The sequence below is a fragment of the Chelatococcus reniformis genome, assembly GCF_014640075.1.
GTDB classification, from domain to species: Bacteria; Pseudomonadota; Alphaproteobacteria; order Rhizobiales; family Beijerinckiaceae; genus Camelimonas; species Camelimonas reniformis.
The window spans coordinates 454,802-474,188 of record NZ_BMGG01000002.1 but is presented as its reverse complement, the minus strand read 5'-3'; the positions used below and the strand labels follow the sequence as shown (position 1 = coordinate 474,188).

At 67.8% G+C, this 19,387-nt stretch carries 18 protein-coding genes; 4 read left to right on the top strand and 14 right to left on the bottom strand.

Annotated elements, in window-relative coordinates:
* Nucleotides 1–11: 11 nt before the first annotated feature.
* The 12 genes from IEW34_RS06605 to IEW34_RS06550 form a co-directional block, all read right to left on the bottom strand.
* The gene (locus IEW34_RS06605; RefSeq protein WP_188608351.1) at nucleotides 12–470 is read right to left on the bottom strand and encodes a type II toxin-antitoxin system RatA family toxin; all 459 of its coding nucleotides are present in this window, start codon (nucleotides 468–470) and stop codon (nucleotides 12–14) included.
* Between the two features lie 29 nt (nucleotides 471–499).
* Complete coding sequence (gene lipA, locus IEW34_RS06600) at nucleotides 500–1,483, bottom strand: lipoyl synthase (RefSeq protein ID WP_188608350.1); 984 nt, start codon at nucleotides 1,481–1,483, stop codon at nucleotides 500–502.
* Nucleotides 1,484–1,609: 126 nt separating this feature from the next.
* Nucleotides 1,610–1,894, bottom strand: a complete 285-nt coding sequence (locus IEW34_RS06595; RefSeq protein ID WP_188608349.1) for a GlsB/YeaQ/YmgE family stress response membrane protein — start codon at nucleotides 1,892–1,894, stop codon at nucleotides 1,610–1,612.
* A 96-nt stretch (nucleotides 1,895–1,990) separates the two neighbouring features.
* Nucleotides 1,991–3,448 carry a dihydrolipoyl dehydrogenase gene (lpdA, locus tag IEW34_RS06590; RefSeq protein ID WP_188608348.1) on the bottom strand — a complete coding sequence of 486 codons (1,458 nt, stop codon included), beginning with the start codon at nucleotides 3,446–3,448 and terminating at the stop codon, nucleotides 1,991–1,993.
* A gap of 75 nt (nucleotides 3,449–3,523) precedes the next feature.
* A complete protein-coding gene (locus IEW34_RS06585; RefSeq protein ID WP_188608347.1) occupies nucleotides 3,524–4,099 on the bottom strand; it encodes a nucleoside 2-deoxyribosyltransferase in 576 nt (191 codons plus the stop codon).
* 91 nt (nucleotides 4,100–4,190) lie between these two features.
* Nucleotides 4,191–5,513, bottom strand: a complete 1,323-nt coding sequence (locus IEW34_RS06580; protein ID WP_188608346.1) for a pyruvate dehydrogenase complex dihydrolipoamide acetyltransferase — start codon at nucleotides 5,511–5,513, stop codon at nucleotides 4,191–4,193.
* 54 nt (nucleotides 5,514–5,567) lie between these two features.
* Entirely contained in the window at nucleotides 5,568–6,971 is a 1,404-nt protein-coding gene (locus IEW34_RS06575) for a pyruvate dehydrogenase complex E1 component subunit beta (protein ID WP_188608345.1), read from the bottom strand.
* A 45-nt stretch (nucleotides 6,972–7,016) separates the two neighbouring features.
* A complete protein-coding gene (gene pdhA, locus IEW34_RS06570; RefSeq protein ID WP_188608344.1) occupies nucleotides 7,017–8,168 on the bottom strand; it encodes a pyruvate dehydrogenase (acetyl-transferring) E1 component subunit alpha in 1,152 nt (383 codons plus the stop codon).
* A 149-nt stretch (nucleotides 8,169–8,317) separates the two neighbouring features.
* The gene (locus IEW34_RS06565) at nucleotides 8,318–8,626 is read right to left on the bottom strand and encodes an FtsB family cell division protein (protein WP_244641833.1); all 309 of its coding nucleotides are present in this window, start codon (nucleotides 8,624–8,626) and stop codon (nucleotides 8,318–8,320) included.
* Between the two features lie 105 nt (nucleotides 8,627–8,731).
* Nucleotides 8,732–10,156 carry an amidase gene (locus IEW34_RS06560; RefSeq protein WP_210324461.1) on the bottom strand — a complete coding sequence of 475 codons (1,425 nt, stop codon included), beginning with the start codon at nucleotides 10,154–10,156 and terminating at the stop codon, nucleotides 8,732–8,734.
* A 91-nt stretch (nucleotides 10,157–10,247) separates the two neighbouring features.
* Nucleotides 10,248–11,072, bottom strand: coding sequence for a metallophosphoesterase family protein (locus IEW34_RS06555; protein WP_188608342.1), 825 nt, complete (start codon nucleotides 11,070–11,072; stop codon nucleotides 10,248–10,250).
* Complete coding sequence (locus IEW34_RS06550) at nucleotides 11,069–12,016, bottom strand: diacylglycerol/lipid kinase family protein (RefSeq protein WP_244641831.1); 948 nt, start codon at nucleotides 12,014–12,016, stop codon at nucleotides 11,069–11,071. Before IEW34_RS06550 ends, IEW34_RS06555 begins: the two co-directional genes overlap by 4 nt.
* 586 nt (nucleotides 12,017–12,602) lie before the next feature.
* Between IEW34_RS06550 and IEW34_RS06545 the strand changes: the two genes are divergently transcribed.
* Both IEW34_RS06545 and rimO read left to right on the top strand, forming a co-directional pair.
* Entirely contained in the window at nucleotides 12,603–13,379 is a 777-nt protein-coding gene (locus IEW34_RS06545) for an outer membrane protein (protein WP_308424367.1), read from the top strand.
* 189 nt (nucleotides 13,380–13,568) lie between these two features.
* Nucleotides 13,569–14,882, top strand: a complete 1,314-nt coding sequence (rimO, locus tag IEW34_RS06540; protein WP_188608341.1) for a 30S ribosomal protein S12 methylthiotransferase RimO — start codon at nucleotides 13,569–13,571, stop codon at nucleotides 14,880–14,882.
* A 79-nt stretch (nucleotides 14,883–14,961) separates the two neighbouring features.
* Here the strand turns inward: rimO and IEW34_RS06535 are convergent, their stop codons facing one another.
* The gene (locus tag IEW34_RS06535) at nucleotides 14,962–15,936 is read right to left on the bottom strand and encodes a quinone oxidoreductase family protein (protein WP_188608340.1); all 975 of its coding nucleotides are present in this window, start codon (nucleotides 15,934–15,936) and stop codon (nucleotides 14,962–14,964) included.
* Between the two features lie 18 nt (nucleotides 15,937–15,954).
* The gene (locus tag IEW34_RS06530) at nucleotides 15,955–16,719 is read right to left on the bottom strand and encodes a TerC family protein (protein ID WP_188608658.1); all 765 of its coding nucleotides are present in this window, start codon (nucleotides 16,717–16,719) and stop codon (nucleotides 15,955–15,957) included.
* A 112-nt stretch (nucleotides 16,720–16,831) separates the two neighbouring features.
* Between IEW34_RS06530 and IEW34_RS06525 the strand changes: the two genes are divergently transcribed.
* Together IEW34_RS06525 and IEW34_RS06520 are read left to right on the top strand one after the other, a co-directional pair.
* Complete coding sequence (locus IEW34_RS06525; protein WP_188608339.1) at nucleotides 16,832–18,049, top strand: UbiH/UbiF family hydroxylase; 1,218 nt, start codon at nucleotides 16,832–16,834, stop codon at nucleotides 18,047–18,049.
* A 163-nt stretch (nucleotides 18,050–18,212) separates the two neighbouring features.
* Nucleotides 18,213–19,253 (top strand): HpcH/HpaI aldolase/citrate lyase family protein, encoded by a 1,041-nt coding sequence (locus IEW34_RS06520; protein WP_188608338.1) that lies wholly within the window; start codon nucleotides 18,213–18,215, stop codon nucleotides 19,251–19,253.
* Nucleotides 19,254–19,387: the final 134 nt, after the last annotated feature.

Sequence of the window (19,387 nt, the reverse complement as noted above, 5' to 3'; positions counted from 1 at the left end):
GCGGAAATGCTCTACGCCGCCGCGGGGCCGAAGACCTCGCCGGCGCGCCTCTCGAAGGCCTCGGCGAAGCGGCGGAACGCCTTGTCGAACACCGAGCCCATCAGCATGCTCAGCATGCGGCTCCTGAATTCGTAGGTGATGAAGAACGCTACCAGGCACCCCTTCGGAGATTCCTTGAAGGTCCAGCGGTTGGTGAGCTGGCGGAAGGGCCCGTCGACGTACTCGACGACGATCTTCATGTGTGTCCGATCGAGCGTTACCCGGCTGGTGAAGCTCTCGCTGATCGACTTGTAGCCGACGCCCATGCGCGCGACGAGCGTTTCGACGCCGTTCTCGTCCGTCTGCCGGCGCAACACGGTCAGTCCCGTGCACAGCGGCAGAAACTCCGGATAGCGCTCGACGTCAGCCACGAGGTCGAACATCTGGTCAGGTGTATGCGCCACATCGCGCGTGGTCTGGAACGACGGCATCGATTGGGTCCGATTGGCTGTAAGCGTGGTCAGCGGCTCCGCAGCGCCTCGCGCGCGGCCTTCAGCCGGGCGAAGTCCTCGCCGGCGTGGTGGGACGAGCGTGTCAGCGGCGTCGCCGAGACCATCAGGAAGCCCTTGGCATAGGCCGTGGTCTCGTAAGCCTTGAACTCGTCGGGCGTGATGAAGCGGATCACCGGATGATGCTTGCGCGTGGGCTGCAAGTATTGGCCGATGGTCAGGAAGTCGATGGAGGCCGAGCGCAGATCGTCCATCAGCTGCAGGACCTCGTTGCGCTCCTCGCCCAGCCCCACCATGATGCCCGACTTGGTGAAGATGGCCGGGTCGAGTTCCTTCACGCGCTGCAGCAGCCGGATCGAGTGGAAGTAGCGCGCACCGGGGCGCACGGTCAGGTACTTCGACGGCACCGTTTCGAGATTGTGGTTGAACACGTCGGGCTTGGCCGCAACGACCACCTCCAGCGCGCCGTCCTTCCGCAGGAAGTCCGGCGTCAGGATCTCGACGGTCGTGCCCGGAGCGCGCCGGCGAATGGCGGCGATGACAGCCGCAAAGTGCGCCGCCCCGCCGTCGGGCAGGTCGTCGCGGTCCACCGACGTGATCACCACGTGGCTCAGCCCGAGCTTGGCGACGGCGTCCGCCACCTTCTCCGGCTCGTCCGGAGCAAGCGGGTCCGGCAAGCCGGTCTTGACGTTGCAGAAGGCGCAGGCGCGCGTGCACGTGTCGCCCATGATCATGAACGTCGCGTGCTTCTTCTCCCAGCACTCGCCGATATTCGGACAACCGGCCTCTTCGCAGACGGTGACGAGCTTGTTGTCGCGAACGATCTTCTGGGTCGCCGACCACGCCGGCGAGCCCGGCGCCTTCACGCGGATCCAATCCGGTTTGCGCTGCACCGGCTGGTCCGGCCTATGCGCCTTTTCCGGGTGACGCGCGCCAGCCGATGTCGCCGCGGACGGGCGCGGATCACGATTGAGGAGGTCGAGCACGACAGCCATGGACAGGGCTCCGGCGCGGCGTCGCCACCGCGCCTCGTTCACCGGGCGCGGTGGAAACCGAAAACCGCGTCCGACGCTATCTATGTGCTTTGGTGCGAGGGCGCAAACGGGCGCGCGGCCGCGCCTCTACGCCGTTCGGCCGCGGATGGCCCGGTAGGCATAGATGATGATGACGGCGCCGATCGTGGCCGCGACGAGGTTGGCCCAGAAGCCGTAGTAGGAGATGCTGAGCAGGTTGGCGAGGATGCGGCCGACGATACCGCCAATGATGCCCATCAGGATGTTGGTGAAGAGGCCCATGTTGGAGCTGGTGATCCTCTCGGCGATCCAGCCGGCGATGGCGCCGACGATGATCGCGACGATGAAGCTCACCCCGGGCTGTCCCAGCGCGCCGTATACCTGATCGTTCATTCCGGTCTCCCCATCCTCTGCAACGCTTGATCAAGCCCCGCCGCGTCGCTGGCGGCGCGTGGCGCGACCCTCGTACAGCAGCCTGTGCTATCGCTGCTACGTATGGATGACACGGCCGAAGGCGTCGAGCACGCTTTCGTGCATCGTCTCCGACAGCGTGGGATGCGGGAAGACCGAGTGGATCAGCTCTTCCTCGGTGGTCTCGAGGTTCATCGCGACGACGAAGCCCTGAATGAGCTCCGTCACCTCGGCGCCCACCAGGTGGGCACCGAGGAGCTGACCCGTCCTGCCGTCGAAGATCGTCTTCACCAGCCCCTCCGGCTCGCCGAGTGCGATGGCCTTGCCGTTGCCGATGAAGGGAAAGCGCCCGACCTTGATGTCGTAGCCGCCCTCCTTGGCCTTGGCTTCCGTCAGGCCGACCGAGGCGACCTGCGGATTGCAGTAGGTGCAGCCGGGGATCATGGCCTTGTCCATCGGATGGGTAGGCAGGCCCTTGATCGCCTCGACGCACAGCACGCCTTCGTGCTCTGCCTTGTGCGCCAGCATCGGCGGCCCGGCGACGTCGCCGATGGCATAGACGCCCTCGACATTTGTCCGCCCCAGCCCGTCGGTGACGACGATACCGCGGTCCGTCCGCACGCCGAGCTCCTCGAGGCCGAGGTTCTCGATATTGCCGACGACGCCCACGGCCGAGATGACGCGCTCGGCCTCGATCGTCCGGGAGCCGCCCTTGCCGTCGTCGACGGTGGCGACGACGTGGTCGCCGGCCTTGTCGAGCTGGTTCACCTTGGCGCCCGTGAGGATGCGGATGCCCTGCTTTTCCAACCGCTTGCGCGCAAAGGCCGCAATCTCGGCGTCCTCTACCGGCAGGATCTGCGGCAGCACCTCGACCACCGTCACCTCCGCACCGAAGGTACGATAGAACGACGCGAACTCGATGCCGATGGCGCCGGATCCGACGACGAGCAGCGACTTGGGCATGGCCTGCGGCACCATGGCCTCGAAATAGGTCCACACCAGTTTGCCGTCGGGCTCCAGCCCGGGCAGGACCCGCGGCCGCGCCCCGGTGGCGACGACGATGTGGCGGGCGGCGTAGTCGCCCGGCCCGAGGGCGCCCTTGGGCAGGGGCGGCTGCGGCTGCATCGGCACTTTGCTCGGCGCGGCGACCGCGACGGTGCCGGCGGCCTCGCCCCTCGGGGCCTTGGCGATTCGCGCCTCGCCCCAGATCACGTCGACCTTGTTCTTCTTCATGAGGAAGCCGACGCCGGCGTTGAGCTGCCGCGACACGGCGCGCGAGCGCTCCACGACCGCCTTGGCATCGAACGAAACGTTCTCGGCCGTGAGGCCATAGTCGCCAGGGTGCTGCAGATAGTGGTAGATCTCCGCGGAACGCAGCAGGGCCTTGGTGGGGATGCAACCCCAGTTGAGGCAGATCCCGCCCAGGTGCTCGCGCTCGACGATTGCCGTCTTGAAGCCGAGCTGGGCCGCGCGAATGGCCGTGACGTAGCCCCCCGGCCCGGAGCCGATGACCACGACGTCATAGGTGTCAGTCAAGGCAATCTCCGCAGGATGTCCCCGGACGGGGCGGATGGGCGCTGCTCTCGCACGGGTCCGGAAGCGTGCGCCATATCAGGACGGCTCGTGCCCGGCGAGATCGCGCCGGACCCGGACGAGGCAGGCCTCGAAGGCAGTGAGGTCATCGAACTCCTGGCCGGGCTCCACCTCTGCGGTGATCAGGCAATGACCGAAGCCGGCCAGGGCCTCGTCGATCATCAGATTGTCGGCGTGTCCGAAATCTTCAACCATGAGATCGTCGGCACCAAAGAGGCGCCCGTCGGCACCGGCCCGCACCGGCCCGAACACCGCCGCCACCCGCTCACGAAACGGTATCGCAATGTTGGAATAGCCGTAGAGCCGCTTGCCCAGCGCCGCCATGAAGCCCAGTTCGAAAGCCGTGCCGACGTCGGCGCTGAGACCGCGATAAGGGGTCAGGTTGGCGACGATGGCGTCGGCGGAACGCATCAGGGCGACGTTGGCGGCAAAGATGCGCGGGGACGGAACGTCGATCGCTGCGCTCGGCTCCTCGGTATCGAGGGGCACCAGACCATCGAGGCCGTAGGCCTCGCAGAGTTGCTGCTTGCGGCGAGTGAGCTCGCGCGCGTGCTCCACAAACACGTCCGGTCCCGCAAGATAGATGCGCGGCATGGGCCCTTCATTCCTACGCGCGAAGCGTTTCCTTCGTGCGCGCCAATCCTCTCGTAAATGGCGCCTCGCGCCGGAGCGGAGCGCCGGCCGCTCACACCAGCATGGCCATCGGGTGCTCGATGAGCTGCCTGAAGGCACCGAGCAGACGGGCGCCGAGCGCGCCGTCGACGGCCCGGTGGTCGGTGGACAGCGTCACCGTCATCAGCGTGGCAACCGCCGGCTCGCCGCCCCTGACGATCACGCGCTTCTCACCCTCACCGACCGCCAGAATGGTGGCATGGGGCGGGTTGATGATCGCGGCGAAGTCACGCACGCCGAACATGCCGAGGTTCGAGACCGCGGTCGAACCGCCCGTGTACTCTTCGGGCTTCAGTCGACGGTTGCGGGCCCGTCCGGCCATCTCCTTCATTTCATTGGAGATGGCCGATAGCGTCTTCTCATCCGCCCGGCGCACGATGGGGGTGATCAACCCGCCCGGGATGGAGACGGCCACGCCCACGTCCGCGTGCTTGTGCTTGAGGATCGCCGTCTCGGTCCAGCTAACGTTGGCATCCGGCACCCGCATCAGCGCCATGGCCATCGCTTTGATGATGAAGTCGTTCACCGACACCTTGTAGAGCTTGTCGCCGTCCTTGTCGGTCGGGGCCGTTTTGTTGACCTCCTCGCGCAGCGCCAGCAGCGCATCGATCTCGCAATCCATGGTCAGATAGAAGTGCGGGATCGTCTGCTTGGCTTCGGTGAGCCGGCGCGCGATGGTCCGTCGCATCGCGTCATGCGGCACCTCCTCGAAACTGCCCGGCGCGAACATGGCGCGAACGGCATCGTCGCTCGGCCCGCGGGCCAGCGCCGGAGCGGCCGGCGCGGCAGCGGCCGCCGCGGACTTCGGCGCGGCCTTGGCGCCGCCCTCCTGGGCCGCCGTGACGTCGCGCTCGACAACCCGGCCATGCGGGCCGGAGCCGGCGATGGCCGACAGATCGATACCCGCGGCCTTCGCCAGTCGGCGCGCCAGCGGCGAGGCGAAGACGCGGCCCCCGTTCCGGTCGTGACCGTTGCCGGCGCGTGCCGGTGGCGCCGCCGCCGCGGGCTCCTGTTTCGCGGCCGATGTCGGCGGCGCAGCAGCGGCCTTTGCTTGCGGGGCGGGGGCGCCGGCAGCGGCCGCCTGGATGTCCTCCCCCTCGCCCGCGATGATTGCGATCGGCTGGTTGACGGCGACGTCCTGGGTGCCGTCGGGTACCAGAATCTTGGCGAGCACGCCTTCGTCGACCGCCTCCACCTCCATGGTCGCCTTGTCCGTCTCGATCTCGGCGAGCACGTCGCCGGACTTGACGGCGTCCCCCTCCTTCTTGAGCCACTTGGCGAGGGTGCCCTTTTCCATCGTGGGCGACAGGGCCGGCATCAGGATGTTGGTGGGCATGGCGTCCTCGCGGCTCAAACCAGGATCGCAGACAAGGGAGCGTTCCGCGTCCGCCTAGCGGTAGCAGACGGCCTTCGCCGCCTCGACGACGTCGGCGACCGAAGGCAGCGCCAGCTTCTCCAGGTTCGCGGCGTAGGGCATCGGCACGTCACGGCCCGAGACGCGGGTGACCGGCGCATCGAGATAGTCGAAGGCTTCCGCCATCAGGCGAGCCGAGATCTCGGCTCCGAGGCCGGCCTGCGGCCAGCCCTCCTCGACGGTCACGCAGCGCCCGGTCTTCTTCACCGATTCGACGACCGTGTCCGTGTCCATGGGGCGCAGCGTACGCAGGTCGATCACCTCCGCCTCGACGCCGTCCTTGGCCAGTTCCTCGGCCGCCTTGAGCGCGTAGGTCATGCCGATCGACCAAGCGACGATGGTGACGTCGCTGCCCTGGCGCACGACCTTGGCCTTGCCGATCGGAAGCACGTAGTCGTCGAGCTTCGGCACCGGGAACGAGTGGCCGTAGAGGATCTCGTTCTCCAGAAAAACCACCGGGTTGGGATAGCGGATGGCCGCCTTGAGCAGGCCCTTGGCGTCCGCCGCCGAATAGGGGGCGATCACCGTCAGGCCGGGCACGTGGCTGTACCAGGAGCTGTAGTCCTGGCTGTGCTGCGCGCCCACGCGCGCCGCCGCGCCGTTCGGCCCGCGGAACACGATGGGGCAGATGATCTGGCCGCCGGACATGTAGTGGGTCTTGGCGGCCGAATTGACGATCTGGTCGATCGCCTGCATCGCGAAGTTGAAGGTCATGAACTCGACGATGGGCTTGAGGCCTGCGAAGGCGGCGCCGACGCCGAGGCCGGCAAAGCCGTGCTCGGTGATCGGGGTGTCGACCACCCGCCGGTCGCTGAACTCCTGCAGCAGCCCCTGGGTGACCTTGTAGGCGCCCTGGTACTCGGCCACTTCCTCGCCCATCACGAAGACGTCGCCGTCACGGCGCATCTCTTCGGCCATGGCATCGCGCAAGGCCTCGCGCACGGTCATGGTCACCATTTCGGTGCCGGCCGGCACATCCGGCTCGGGCTGCACCGCGGGGGCCGGCGGCGTCGCCACCGCGGACGCGGCCTTGGCCGGCGCCTTCGCGGCTTGCTCCGTCTCGCCCTTGGCGGGCGTTTCTGGCTGCTCCGCTTTCTCGACCTTCTGCCGGGGAGCCGACGCCTCAGCCACGTCTTCGCCGTTGGCGGCGATGATGGCGATCGGCGTGTTGACCGCGACGTTCTCGGTGCCATCGGGCACCAGAATCTTGGCGAGCACGCCCTCGTCGACGGCTTCCACTTCCATCGTCGCCTTGTCCGTCTCGATCTCGGCGATGACGTCGCCGGACTTGACGCTGTCACCCTCCTTCTTGAGCCACTTGGCGAGTTTGCCTTCCTCCATGGTCGGAGACAGGGCGGGCATCAGGACGTCTGTCGGCATGGCTCAGCTCTGAAGGTCGGACGGGACGGCACGGTGCCGGCGCAATCAGGCAGTTTCGTAGATGACGTCGGTCCACAGCTCGGCCGGATCCGGCTCCGGATCGTGAGTGGCAAAGTCGGCGGCTTCGTTGACGATCTGACGAACCTCGGCATCGAGCCGCTTCAATTCGTCTTCGGCGACCTTGTGCTCCTCCAGCAGCCGCTTGCGCACCTGCTCGATCGCGTCGTGCTCGGTGCGCATGCGTTCGACCTCGTCGCGCGTGCGGTACTTGGCCGGATCGGACATGGAGTGGCCGCGGTAACGGTAGGTCTGCATCTCGAGGATGTACGGGCCTTTGCCGCCGCGGGCCCAGGCGATGGCCCGCTCGCCCGCGGCCTTGACCGCCCGCACGTCCATGCCGTCGACCTGTTCGCCGGGGATGTTGAAGGAGGCGCCGCGCTTGGAGAAGTCCTGCTGGGCGGAGGAGCGGGCGACAGAGGTGCCCATGGCGTATTTGTTGTTCTCGATGATGTAGACCACCGGCAGGCGCCAGAGCTCGGCCATGTTGAAGCTCTCGTAGACCTGGCCCTGGTTGGCGGCGCCGTCGCCGAAATAGGTGAGGCAGACCGCCTCCTCGCCGCGGTAGCGATTGGCGAAGGCGATGCCGGTGCCGAGGGGTACCTGCGCGCCGACGATGCCGTGCCCGCCGTAGAATCGCTTCTCGACGGAGAACATGTGCATCGAGCCGCCTTTGCCCTTGGAATAGCCGCCGCGGCGCCCCGTCAGCTCGGCCATGACGCCCTTGGCGTCCATGCCGGTGGCCAGCATGTGGCCGTGGTCGCGGTAGCCGGTGATGACCTGGTCGCCCGGCTTCATCGCGGCCTGCATGCCGACGACGACGGCCTCCTGCCCGATGTAGAGGTGGCAGAAGCCGCCGATCAGGCCCATGCCGTACATCTGGCCGGCCTTCTCCTCGAAGCGGCGGATGAGCAGCATGGCGCGATAGGCCTCCAGCTCCGCCTCGCGGCTCAGACCCGGGGGCGGGGCGGATTGAGGCAGGGCCGCGTTCAGCGCTGCCTCGGCCTTGGCCGCCGCTGTCCGGCCGGATGCGGCTGCTGCCTTGCGGCGGGCCGGGCCCGCGGCGACTTTGGAATCCGAACCGGATGCAGCGGTCCGCTCCGAACCGGCCTGTCCAGACCTGCGCGGCTCACGAGCCATGGTCGCCCTCCCTCGCTTAGGCAGCCACTACTAGCCGATAGGCAGGCCGGAATCGAGCCCCCCGGACACGGTTACGATTGCAACCGCTATCAGCTACAACGTATTGATATAAGGGTACTTTTCGGCTCAATACAAGCGCCGGGACGGGCCTAGCGCGGCTCGCCGCGGCCGTCCGCCCCTGTCATGACCACGAGGTCCGCCGGATTGACCCACCCGAGCTGGCCGCGCACCCGCTCCTCCAGCAGATCGCGGTCGATGCTCGAATCCTGCAACAGGCTGACGCGCCGGTCCCAGTCGTGGTGGTCGGCCTTCAGGGTGGCCAGCTCGGCATTGAGGTTGAGGATCTGCGCCTTGATCTCGCGCTTGGCCTCCAGGCCACGCTGTCCCGTCTGAGCATGGAACAGGAAATATGCGGCCACCGCTCCCGACACCGCATAGAGTGCGAGCGGAACCAGCACGGAGCGAAGACGCTTGCGGACGACCATGAGGCACGATGGCCGTCCGCCAGTTAAGATGTGGTTAGGGACGTGCGAAAAGCCCGCGCGCCCCACTGCGTGGCGCGATCAGATCGGCGCGCGCCTGGCAAACCATGGCCGCGCCCGCTCCAACTGGCCCGCAAGCGACAGCAGGAGCTCTTCCTCGCCCAGGCGCCCGGCGAAATGGATGCCGATCGGCGTCCCCTCGCTGGACATGGCGAGCGGCACGCTCATCGCCGGCTGCCCTGTGATGTTGTAGGTGGCGGTGAATGGCGAGTATTGGCGGATCAGCGTGCCGTATTCGGCCGGCGGCCGGTCGAGGGACAGCATGCCCAGCCTCACCGGCGGCGCACCCAGGGTCGTGGACAGAATGACGTCGTAGGTCGACAGAAACTCCGCCATGGCGATGGCCGTGCGCATGAAGGCGTTGTCCGCGGCCACGATGTCGAGGCCGGTCAGCGTCCGGCCTTTCGCAGCCGTCAGCGCAGTGATCGGCTCGACCTCGTCGTCGGCCAGCGGCCGCCCGAGCTCCTTGGCGCGCAGGTCCAGGCTCATCGCCGTGTGCGTGGCAATGACGTTGAGCAGATGGTCGCCCAGGGCGTCGGGCAGGTCGGGGCGGGCCTCCTCGACCCGATGGCCCAGGTCCTGGCAGAGCTTCGCCGCGTCCCTCACGGCCGCCAGGCACTCCGGATGGACCTCGGTGCCGCCGAACGGCTCGAGCTGGAGGGCGATGCGCAGCGGACGCGGGTCGCGGGCGGCGGCGGCGACATACGTGCCCTTCGGCGGCGGCGCCACGGAGCGGGCGCCGAACGGGGCTCCGTGCGTCGCATCGAGGATGGCGGCGGAATCGCGGACCGAGCGGGTCACCGCATGGCTGACGCCCAGGCCGTTCCAGCCCTCGGTGCGGCCGACGCCCACCGGGGTGCGGCCGCGCGACACCTTGAGGCCGAACAGCCCGCAGCACGACGCCGGGATGCGGATCGAGCCGCCGCCGTCGGTGGCGTGGGCCGCAGGCAGGACGCCGGCGGCGACCAGGGCCGCGGCGCCGCCCGACGAGCCGCCAGCGCTGTAGGTCGGATTCCACGGGTTGCGCGTCGGGCCGAAGAGCGCCGATTCGGTGGTGACCGTGATGCCAAATTCCGGCGTCGTTGACGTGCAGAAGGGGATCAGTCCGGCCGCGCGGGCGCGCGTGCAGGTCTCGGAGTCGACTGGCGCGACATAGTCGCGGAAAGCGCGGCTGCCGCCGGTCACGCGCACGCCCGCGATCGGGTGTCCCAGGTCCTTGATGGCGTAGGGCACGCCCGCCAACGGGCCGGTTGCCTTGTCCTGCGCGGCCGCGCGTGCCGGCTCGTAGAGCCGCTCGACGACGGCATTGATCGTCGGATTGACCGCCTCTGCCCGGGCGATGGCCGCCTCGATCAGCTCGGTCGGCTTCACCTCGCCCTTGGCAACCAGCGACGCCAGGCCAACCGCGTCGTGGCTCACATACTCGTCGAATGTCAGACCGCTCACCGGACCCCTCCTCGCCACACGCCGCGCGCCACCGTGCAGGCGGCCCCGACCGACGCCGATTGCAGTCCACTTCGCGATGGCGATCAAGCCGCTATTGCGCGCCGGCGGCGGAAGGGCCCCACGCGGCCCCGTTCCAGAGGCGGGGCTCGACCGTGGCGCGGCCGCGCGCGATGGTGATCACATTGAACGCATTGGGTTCACCGCGCAGCCGCGTGGAAATCGCGGAGCCGGCCTGCACCACCATCAGCCGCCGGCTCGCCGTCGCACCGCTGCTCTCCTTCACCCCTGCCACCTCCTCGCCGACCACCTCGGGCTTGACGAAGCGCGAATAGCCGCGGTGCAGGTGGCCGGACAGGATGAGGCCGACGCCCGCGCGCTCGAACACGGCGATGGCGCGCTTGGCCCGCATCACCACCCGCGCGTCTTCGTCCCAGGCGGGGGGCAGGAACGGATGATGGCCGACGACGATGCGGTACAGCGAGGCGGGGGCGGCGGCCAGGATGCGTTCGACGCCGTTCATCTGGCCCTGGCTGATCCGGCCGTAGGACCAGTTGAGCTCGGGCGCCATGCGCCGGGCCGTGTTGATGCCAATGACGATCAGCTCGTCGTCCTGCCAGACCGGCTCGATTCCCGGCTGGATGTAGCGCCGAAACCGGGCGTAGGGGTCGAGAAAGCGCTCCAGCAGATGGTAGGGAGTGATGTCGTGGTTGCCCACCACCGCCAGCACCGGCGCCGCCAGCCGCTTGAGAAACGCGGCGGCCTGCCGGAACTCGCGGCTGCGAGCGCCCTGCGTGAAGTCGCCGCTGGCGACGATGAGATCGGGCGCCATGCTGTTGAGCTCGTCCACGAGCGCCTCGGCGACGGCCATGTCGGCGCGGCCGAAATGCAGATCGGAGATATGGGCGAGCCGTCTCATCGCGCCGCCGGCGCCGCCGCGGCGCCGGCGCCCGACCTGAGCGCCGGGCCTGGCGCCGCCCGGGGCACGATGACGCTCAGGGCCCTCTGCCTGATGCGATACTCGAGCGGCGGCGGCAGCCGCAGGATCTCCCCGTCGTTCATCAAGCGCAGCGAGGAGCGGCGCGAATGGACGGACAGGCCGGCCGTCCGGTACCGCTCCAGCCCCGGCGTCTTCCTCCAGTTGCCGATGGCCATGCCCAGCGCCAGCCGCATGATGCGCCAGATGCCGAACGGCCCTGTCACATAGACGGCCAGTTCTCCGTCATCCAGCTTGCTGCGGCTCATGATCTGACCCACCCCCTCGTCATAGTCGTTGCTGGCCACGGCGAGCGCCCAGGTGCGCACACGCCGCGGCCCGTCGCCCATGTCGATGGCGATGCGCAGCGACGGATAACGACCGAAGGCACGGGCGCCCGCCACCGCCAGCCGCCAATAGGCGGCCGGCCCCATGCGGCCGCGCTCGCGTTCGCGCAGCCGCGCCAGCCGGGACGGTATGCCAAGCACGGAATTGCAGAGGAAGACGTGGCCGTTGACGGTGCCGACGTCGATCTGGCGGACGCCGCCGTCCGCCAGCGCGCGGCAGGCAGTTGCGGGATCCAGCGGGATGCCCAGATCCTTTGCCAATAGGTTCATCGTGCCGAGCGGGATGATGCCCAGCGCCACGTCGCGCCCGTACAGCAGCTGAGCGGCACAGGCGATGGTGCCGTCGCCGCCACCGACGACCACCGCATCGGCACCGACGGCCAGCGCCGCCTCGACGCGCGCCGGCAATGGCCGATCGTCGGGAACGAGTGTCGCATCCACGCCTGCCTCGGCCAGATGCTGAGCGATTCGGTCAGCCAGCGGCGTGCCGATCAGGCTTCCCGACGACTTGTTGATCACCACCGCCACATGTCTGCGCACTGATCTACTCACCGTGTCCCTCGCGTTGCAGCACACGCTCGAGCATTTGAATCTGGAGCGCTTCTCAGCGATCGGGTGATTCCACCCGTCGCGAAGCACTCTAGTTGCCCATAAGTACCGAGATCGGCACCATTCGGCCCTCTTGAGGCCCTCCCGACGTGTTGCATTTACATCGGCGCAGGTTCGAGAAGCGCCCCACCAGTATCCCAAAGCGAAACTGGGGGCGGCCGCGCCGACGGTAAGATTTTCTTTACTATAGCCGTCGCTGCAGACAACGCACGCCGAACGGACGCTACGTCAGCCCTGACGCCGGACAGACCCGCGCAAGCGGCCCCTCGCCCAAGCACGACCGCAGCCGCAACGGCGCCGCTCATGCGTTGGCACGGGAAGCAGGCGCTCCCGCCAAGGTCGCACCGGCTCGCACCAGCGCCCGCTCCAAGGCTCTTTTGTAGCCGCGATGCTGCCAAACTACGCTGATTGGGCACAAGCGTTGCACATTGGCCACGGACAGGTGCCGCGACCTATGCTACTCAACCATCAAGCCGCTTCGGCGGGGTTGTGAATTCCGATTGAATGGGGAGCCAAGATGCTGCGCAAAGTTCTTCTGACCACCGTTAGCCTGGTCGCTCTGGGCGGCACCGCCCTCGCTGCCGATCTGCCCTCGCGCAAGTACGAGCCGGCCGCACCGGTCGTGATCGTTCCTGTGTTCACCTGGACCGGCTTCTACGTCGGCGTGAACGCCGGCTACGCCTGGAACACCAACAACGACGACAATGCCGGCCTGTACGGTTATCCCGGCTACTATGGCTACGGCGGCTACCCGGGCTACGGCTACTACGGTGACGGCGGCAGCGACGGCGGCTTCGCTGGTGGTGGTCAGATCGGCTACAACTACCAGATCGGCCAGTTCGTGATCGGCGCCGAAGCGGACATCCAGTACGCTGACCTCGGCGGCAAGAACAACTACGGCTACGGCAACCAGGGCATGGATTGGTTCGGCACCGTGCGTGCCCGCGCCGGTTTCGCCTTCGACCGCGCCCTGATCTACGCCACCGGCGGTTTCGCTTACGGCGGCGGCGGCAACAACAACAGCGCCTACTTCGGCAACAACTACGGCTACGGTGGCGCCTACTACGGCGGCAACGGCGACAACACCGCGACCGGCTGGACGGTCGGCGGCGGTCTTGAGTACGCCTTCACCGACAACATCACTGCCAAGATCGAAGGCCTGTATGTCAGCCTCGACCGCGGCAACAGCGACGTTTACCTGCCGGGTCTGCCGCTGGCCACCGGCTACTACAGCAGCGGCAGCAAGAACAACGAGTTCGCGGTCGTCCGCGTCGGCCTGAACTACAAGTTCTAAGGCACGAACGAGCTTCAGAGCACACCGCTCTAGCCTACGGATGGGCCCGGCGACGATGTCGCCGGGCCCATCTGCTTTGGCGTTGGCGTTCGGGCTCCATGACCCGCCGCTCCCGCGACTGCGCTACGAAAATGCTGCAATTGCCGTTCACACGGCGCACCTTCGCCGCACCTAGCTCCAGACGATCGCATGAACGCTCCCGCCCGCATCTCCTTCGTGTCCCTCGGCTGCCCCAAGGCGCTGGTCGATTCCGAGCGGATTGTCACGCACCTGCGCTCGGAGGGCTACGAGCTCAGCAAGACTCACGAAGGCGCGGATCTCGTCATCGTCAACACCTGCGGCTTTCTCGACTCCGCCAAAGCCGAATCGCTCGAGGCGATCGGCAAGGCCATGGGTGAGAATGGCCGCGTGATCGTCACCGGATGCATGGGCGCGCAGCCTGAGCCGATTCGCGCGCGCTTCCCGGACGTGCTCGCCATCACGGGCCCGCAGCAGTACGAAAGCGTGATCGGCGCAGTCCACGCGGCGGCCCCACCGCGGCATGACCCGTTCGTCGATCTGGTGCCGCCGCAGGGTGTCAAGCTGACGCCACGGCACTACGCTTATCTAAAGATTTCAGAAGGTTGCAACCATCGCTGCAGCTTCTGCATTATCCCCCACTTGCGCGGAGACCTGGTGAGCAGGCCCGCCGCCGACGTAATGCGCGAGGCCGAACGGCTGGTGGGCGCGGGGGTCAAGGAGCTGCTGGTGATCTCGCAGGATACCAGCGCCTATGGCGTCGACCTGCGTTATGCGACGAGCACCTGGAAGGGACGCGAACTGCGTGCCCAGTTCGCGGATCTCGCCGCCGCCTTGGGTGAGCTCGGCGTATGGGTGCGTCTCCACTACGTCTATCCCTATCCGCACGTCGACGCGGTGCTGCCGCTGATGGCCGACGGCAAGGTGCTGCCCTATCTCGACATCCCTTTCCAGCACGCGTCACCGCGGGTGCTCAAGGCGATGAAGCGCCCGGCCCACCAGGACAGGAGCCTCGATCGGATCCGTGCCTGGCGGGAGATCTGCCCGGACCTCGCCATCCGCTCGACGTTCATCGTCGGCTTCCCCGGCGAGACCGAAGAGGATTTCCAGCTGCTGCTGGCGTGGCTGAAGGAGGCGCGGCTCGATCGAGTCGGCTGCTTCAAATACGAGCCGGTAGCCGGCGCCCCCGCCAACGATCTGCCCGATTCGGTGCCAGAGGAGATCAAGGAGCAGCGCTGGCATCGCTTCATGGCCGCCCAGCGGGCCGTCAGCGCCGCGCGTCAGAAATCCAGGGTCGGCCGCCGCATCCCGGTCATTATCGATGCCGGCGGCGCCCAGCAGGCACGCGGACGCTCGCCGTGGGACGCGCCGGAGATTGACGGCGTCGTCCATGTCACCGGCCGGCGGCCGATGCGGACCGGCGACGTCGTCACCGTCCGCATCGACCGCGCCGACGAGTACGACCTGTTTGGCAGCCTGGTCTGATTCCCATCGACCGCGCGGCGGATGCCACGCGGGTGATACGGGCGCGGGGAGGCCTAACCCGTGCTTCTCCTTGATGGGCTCACGCCGGCAGCAGCACCGTGGCTCCAGTGGTCGCGCGCGCTTCGAGCGAGTGCTGGGCCTCGGCCGCGGCGGCCAGCGGATAGCGCGCGCTGATCATGATCTTGATGATCCCGCTCTCGACGGCCTCGAAGAGCTTCGTCGCCATGTCGACCAGGCTGGCGCGATCGGCCGTATGGGTGAACAGGGTCGGCCGCGTGGCGTAGAGAGAGCCTTTCTGGCCGAGGAGGGCGACGTTGAAGCCCTCGATCGGTCCCGACGCGTTGCCGAAGCTGACGAAAGTGCCGAAGGGTTTCAGGCAGTCGAGGGACGCCGGGAAAGTCGCCTTCCCGACACTGTCGTAGACGACGTCGCAGCCCGCACCTTCGGTGATCTCTCGGACTCGGGACGCAAAATCCTCCTCCCGGTAAAGGATGACGTGGTCGCAGCCGTGTTGACGGGCGAGTTCGGCCTTGTCGGGCGAGCCGACGGTTCCGATGACGCGGGCGCCCAAGTGCTTGGCCCACTGGCAGGCGATAAGGCCGACTCCGCCCGCAGCCGCATGGAACAGGATCGTGTGCCCGGGGCCGACCTTGAAGGTGCGGTGCAGCAGGAACTCGGCAGTCATGCCCTTAAGCATCATCGCCGCCGCCACCTCGAAGTCGATGGCACCGGGAAGTTTCACCACGACCTGCGCGGGAAGGATGCGCTCCTCCGCGTAAGAACCAAGCGGCCCGACATAAGCGACGCGATCGCCCGGCGCGAACTCGGAGACGCCCTCCCCGACGGAGACGATCTCGCCTGCCCCTTCGTTGCCGGGTGTGAACGGCAACGCCATCGGGTAGAGCCCGGTACGATAATAGATGTCGAGGAAGTTCAGCCCGATCGCCATGTGCCTGACGCGGACCTCGCCCGGCCCCGGCTCGCCGACGGTTACGTCCTCATAGGAGAGGACGTCGGGACCGCCGGTGCGGTGAACGCGAATGGCCTTGGTCATGGGAGTTGCCTTCGGTTGTCAGTTGGCACGGGTGTCTTCGCCCACCGCATGCGGCGCCCCCGTTCCGGGGCTCTTGCGCTTGCGTCCGGCCAGGATGTTGATCGCCTCCACCGCGGCTGCGAACGCCATCGAGCAATAAATATAGGCGCGCGGCAGGTGAAATCCGCTCCCCTCGGCAACTAGCGAGACGCCGATCAGGATCAGGAAGGACAAGGCCAGCATCTTGGTGGTGGGATGCGCGGCAATGAAGCGGCCCACGACGCCGGAGGCGGCGTACATGACGATCATGGCGATGACGACGGCGGTGACCATGATCGACACATCGTCGGCCATGCCGATCGCGGTCACGATCGAATCGATGGAGAACACCAGATCGATGACGGCGATCTGGGCGATGGCGGCCAGGAACATGTTAGGCGCCTGCCGATGCGCCTCGACACCATGATCACCCTCCATCGAGACATGGATCTCATGGGTCGCCTTGACGATGAGAAACAGGCCGCCGGCGAGGAGGATGATGTCACGCCAGGAGACGCCCTCGCCCAGGACAGTGAAGACCGGCTCGGTGAGCTTCATGATCGCCGTCAGCGTGAACAGCAGCGCCACACGGAAGACGAGCGCCAAAGCCAGGCCGATGCGCCGGGCTCGCTCGGCCTGGGCCGGCGGCAGCCGTGCAACCAGCACGGAGATGAAGACGACGTTGTCGATGCCGAGCACGATCTCCATCGCGCTCAAGGTCAGCAGCGCCGCCCAGCCTGCCGGCTCGGCCATCCATCCGAACATAAGTCCTCCCGTCAGAAAATCCGCCTGAACATGGGCGAGCGGATTGCTCTTGAAAAGGGCGTCCGCCACGGTCGGCTTCCGCCGTGACGGGAAAATCACTATGGCTGAGCCCATGAACGAGCGACCTGCGCATATCGCTGTCGTCGGCGCCGGCGCCACCGGCCTCGCCGCCGCCATCACCTTCGCCCGCGACGGCTTCGATACGGTGCTGATCGGCCGGCCGAGCGGGCAGGCGGATGGCCGCACCGTGGCGCTGCTGGACGGCTCCGTCACCTTCCTCGCCGCCATCGGCGCCTGGCGCCAGTTGGCGCCGGCAGCAGCGCCGATGACATGCATGCGCATCGTCGATGCGACCGGCAGCCTGTTTGCGCCCCCCCCCCTCACCTTCCATGCCAGCGAGATCGGGCTCGACGCATTTGGCTACAACATCGAGAATGCGGCGCTCGTCGACGGGCTGGCCCAGGTCGCGCGAGCCACGCCGCGGCTGACGATCCGGGATGCGCCGTTGGCCGCTGCCGATTCACACGCAGCCGGCCTCAGGCTTACGCTGGCGGACGGCGACACGCTCGAGCCGCCCCTCGTGGTGGGAGCGGACGGGCGTCAGTCGCTGGTGCGCCACGCGCTCGACGTCGCCGTGCGGACCTGGACCTACCGGCAGACGGCGCTGACGGCCATCTTTGCGCACGCGCGGCCGCACCGCGACACCTCGACGGAGCTGCACACGCGCGGCGGCCCCTTCACGCTCGTGCCGCTGCCGGGCCGGCGTTCCAGCCTGGTCTGGGTCTGCCCGCCCTACCAAGCCAGGCGCCTGCGCCGGATGACCGCCGATGAGCTTGCATCCGCAGTCGAGCGCCAGGCGCAATCCATGCTAGGCGCCATGACGCTGGAGGGGCACTGCGGCGTCGTGCCCATGCAGGGGCTGTCCGTGGCCCGCTTTGCCGGCCACGGCGCCGCGCTCGTCGGCGAAGCCGCCCACGTGTTCCCGCCGATCGGGGCCCAGGGTCTCAACCTGGGCCTCCGAGACGTTGCCGCGCTGCGCGATGTGATCGTCGACGCCCGGTCGCGGGGGCAAGCGATCGCCGACGCCACCGCCATGTCCAGGTTCTCGCGCGGCAGGCTCGTCGATGCGCGCACGCGCACAGGCGTCATCGACGCGCTGAATCGCTCGCTGCTGTTGGACATGCTGCCGCTCGATCTGGTGCGCGGCGCGGCCATGCTGACGCTCGATGCCGCCGGGCCGCTGCGCCGGCTGGTGATGCGCGAGGGGCTGGCGCCGCGGCTCGGCCTGCCCAGCCTGATGCGGCGCGCTGGCGCGGGTTTTGCCTCGTAGCCGCTTGGTTGCGGGCAGCGGCACGCCCGCTACAGGCAGCGCTGCCGGCTGCGGACGGCGCCACGCCGGCGAGCGGGCTGGACTGCGGCCTCGACCTCGCCTATCGCACACCTCGATCGATCACACCGCGGGCCGTCCGCCCGCGGCGACAAGGGAGCGCTCCATGAAACTGCCGCGCCAGTTCTACCGTCCGTTGGCGATCGGAGCGCCCGAGCCGTTCCGCGAACTTCCCGTGCGGCTGGAGCGGATGATCCATTTCGTCCCGCCCCACAACGACAAGATGCGCGCCAAGGTGCCGGAGCTCGTCCGCCAGGTCGACGTCGTGCTCGGCAACCTGGAGGATGCCATTCCCGCCGACGCCAAGGAGGCCGCGCGGGCCGGCTTCATCAAGATGGCGGAGGAGACCGATTTCGGCACGACCGGTCTGTGGACGCGCATCAACTGCCTGAACAGCCCGTGGGTGCTCGACGATATCACCGAGATTGTCGCGGCCGCCGGTAACAAGCTCGACGTCATGATGCTGCCCAAGGTAGAGGGGCCCTGGGACGTCCACTATCTCGACCAGTTGCTGGCACAGCTGGAAGCCAGGCGCGGCGTCACCAAGCCGATCCTCATCCACGCCATCCTCGAGACCGCCGAGGGCGTGAAGAACGTAGAGGCGATCGCGCAGGCGTCGCCGCGCATGCACGGCATCAGCCTCGGCCCGGCCGACCTCGCCGCCTCGCGCGGCATGAAGACGACACGCGTTGGCGGCGGCCACCCAGACTACAAGGTGTTGTCCGATCCCGGCGGCGACGCGCCGCGCCAGTCGGCTCAACAGGATCCGTGGCACTACACCATCGCTCGCATGGTCGACGCCTGCCAGGCCAACGGCATCAAGGCCTTCTACGGCCCGTTCGGCGACTTTGCCGACCTGGACGCCTGCGAGGCGCAGTTCCGCAACGCGTTCCTGCTCGGCTGCGCCGGGGCTTGGAGTCTGCACCCGACTCAGATTTCAATCGCCAAGCGCGTGTTTAGCCCTGACCCGGGCGAGGTCGACTTCGCCAAGCGCATCCTCGCGGCCATGCCGGATGGAACGGGCGCGGTGATGATTGACGGCAAGATGCAGGACGACGCCACCTGGAAGCAGGCCAAGGTCATCGTCGACTTGGCGCGTCTGGTTGCCTCCAAGGATAGCGACTACGCTGCCCTCTACGGGCTTTGATTTGGGCGCGTCGCAACGGCGCCAATCGCCGGGAACGCCTTCGGCGTCGCCCGGGACCTGCGCGTAAGATATGATTCGAGTGTGGCTTGTTCGATCTGAAGGTCCTGCGCGCCGAGGCCGTGCGAGGGCCCGGA

Bases quoted from the DNA above. Each gene is read 5' to 3' on its own strand.
- IEW34_RS06605 (WP_188608351.1), bottom strand. From the start codon at position 470: ATGCCGTCGTTCCAGACCACGCGCGATGTGGCGCATACACCTGACCAG.
- lipA (WP_188608350.1), bottom strand. From the start codon at position 1,483: ATGGCTGTCGTGCTCGACCTCCTCAATCGTGATCCGCGCCCGTCCGCG.
- IEW34_RS06595 (WP_188608349.1), bottom strand. From the start codon at position 1,894: ATGAACGATCAGGTATACGGCGCGCTGGGACAGCCCGGGGTGAGCTTC.
- IEW34_RS06585 (WP_188608347.1), bottom strand. From the start codon at position 4,099: ATGCCGCGCATCTATCTTGCGGGACCGGACGTGTTTGTGGAGCACGCG.
- IEW34_RS06580 (WP_188608346.1), bottom strand. From the start codon at position 5,513: ATGCCCACCAACATCCTGATGCCGGCCCTGTCGCCCACGATGGAAAAG.
- IEW34_RS06575 (WP_188608345.1), bottom strand. From the start codon at position 6,971: ATGCCGACAGACGTCCTGATGCCCGCCCTGTCTCCGACCATGGAGGAA.
- pdhA (WP_188608344.1), bottom strand. From the start codon at position 8,168: ATGGCTCGTGAGCCGCGCAGGTCTGGACAGGCCGGTTCGGAGCGGACC.
- IEW34_RS06555 (WP_188608342.1), bottom strand. From the start codon at position 11,072: ATGAGACGGCTCGCCCATATCTCCGATCTGCATTTCGGCCGCGCCGAC.
- IEW34_RS06545 (WP_308424367.1), top strand. From the start codon at position 12,603: ATGCTGCGCAAAGTTCTTCTGACCACCGTTAGCCTGGTCGCTCTGGGC.
- rimO (WP_188608341.1), top strand. From the start codon at position 13,569: ATGAACGCTCCCGCCCGCATCTCCTTCGTGTCCCTCGGCTGCCCCAAG.
- IEW34_RS06535 (WP_188608340.1), bottom strand. From the start codon at position 15,936: ATGACCAAGGCCATTCGCGTTCACCGCACCGGCGGTCCCGACGTCCTC.
- IEW34_RS06530 (WP_188608658.1), bottom strand. From the start codon at position 16,719: ATGTTCGGATGGATGGCCGAGCCGGCAGGCTGGGCGGCGCTGCTGACC.
- IEW34_RS06525 (WP_188608339.1), top strand. From the start codon at position 16,832: ATGAACGAGCGACCTGCGCATATCGCTGTCGTCGGCGCCGGCGCCACC.
- IEW34_RS06520 (WP_188608338.1), top strand. From the start codon at position 18,213: ATGAAACTGCCGCGCCAGTTCTACCGTCCGTTGGCGATCGGAGCGCCC.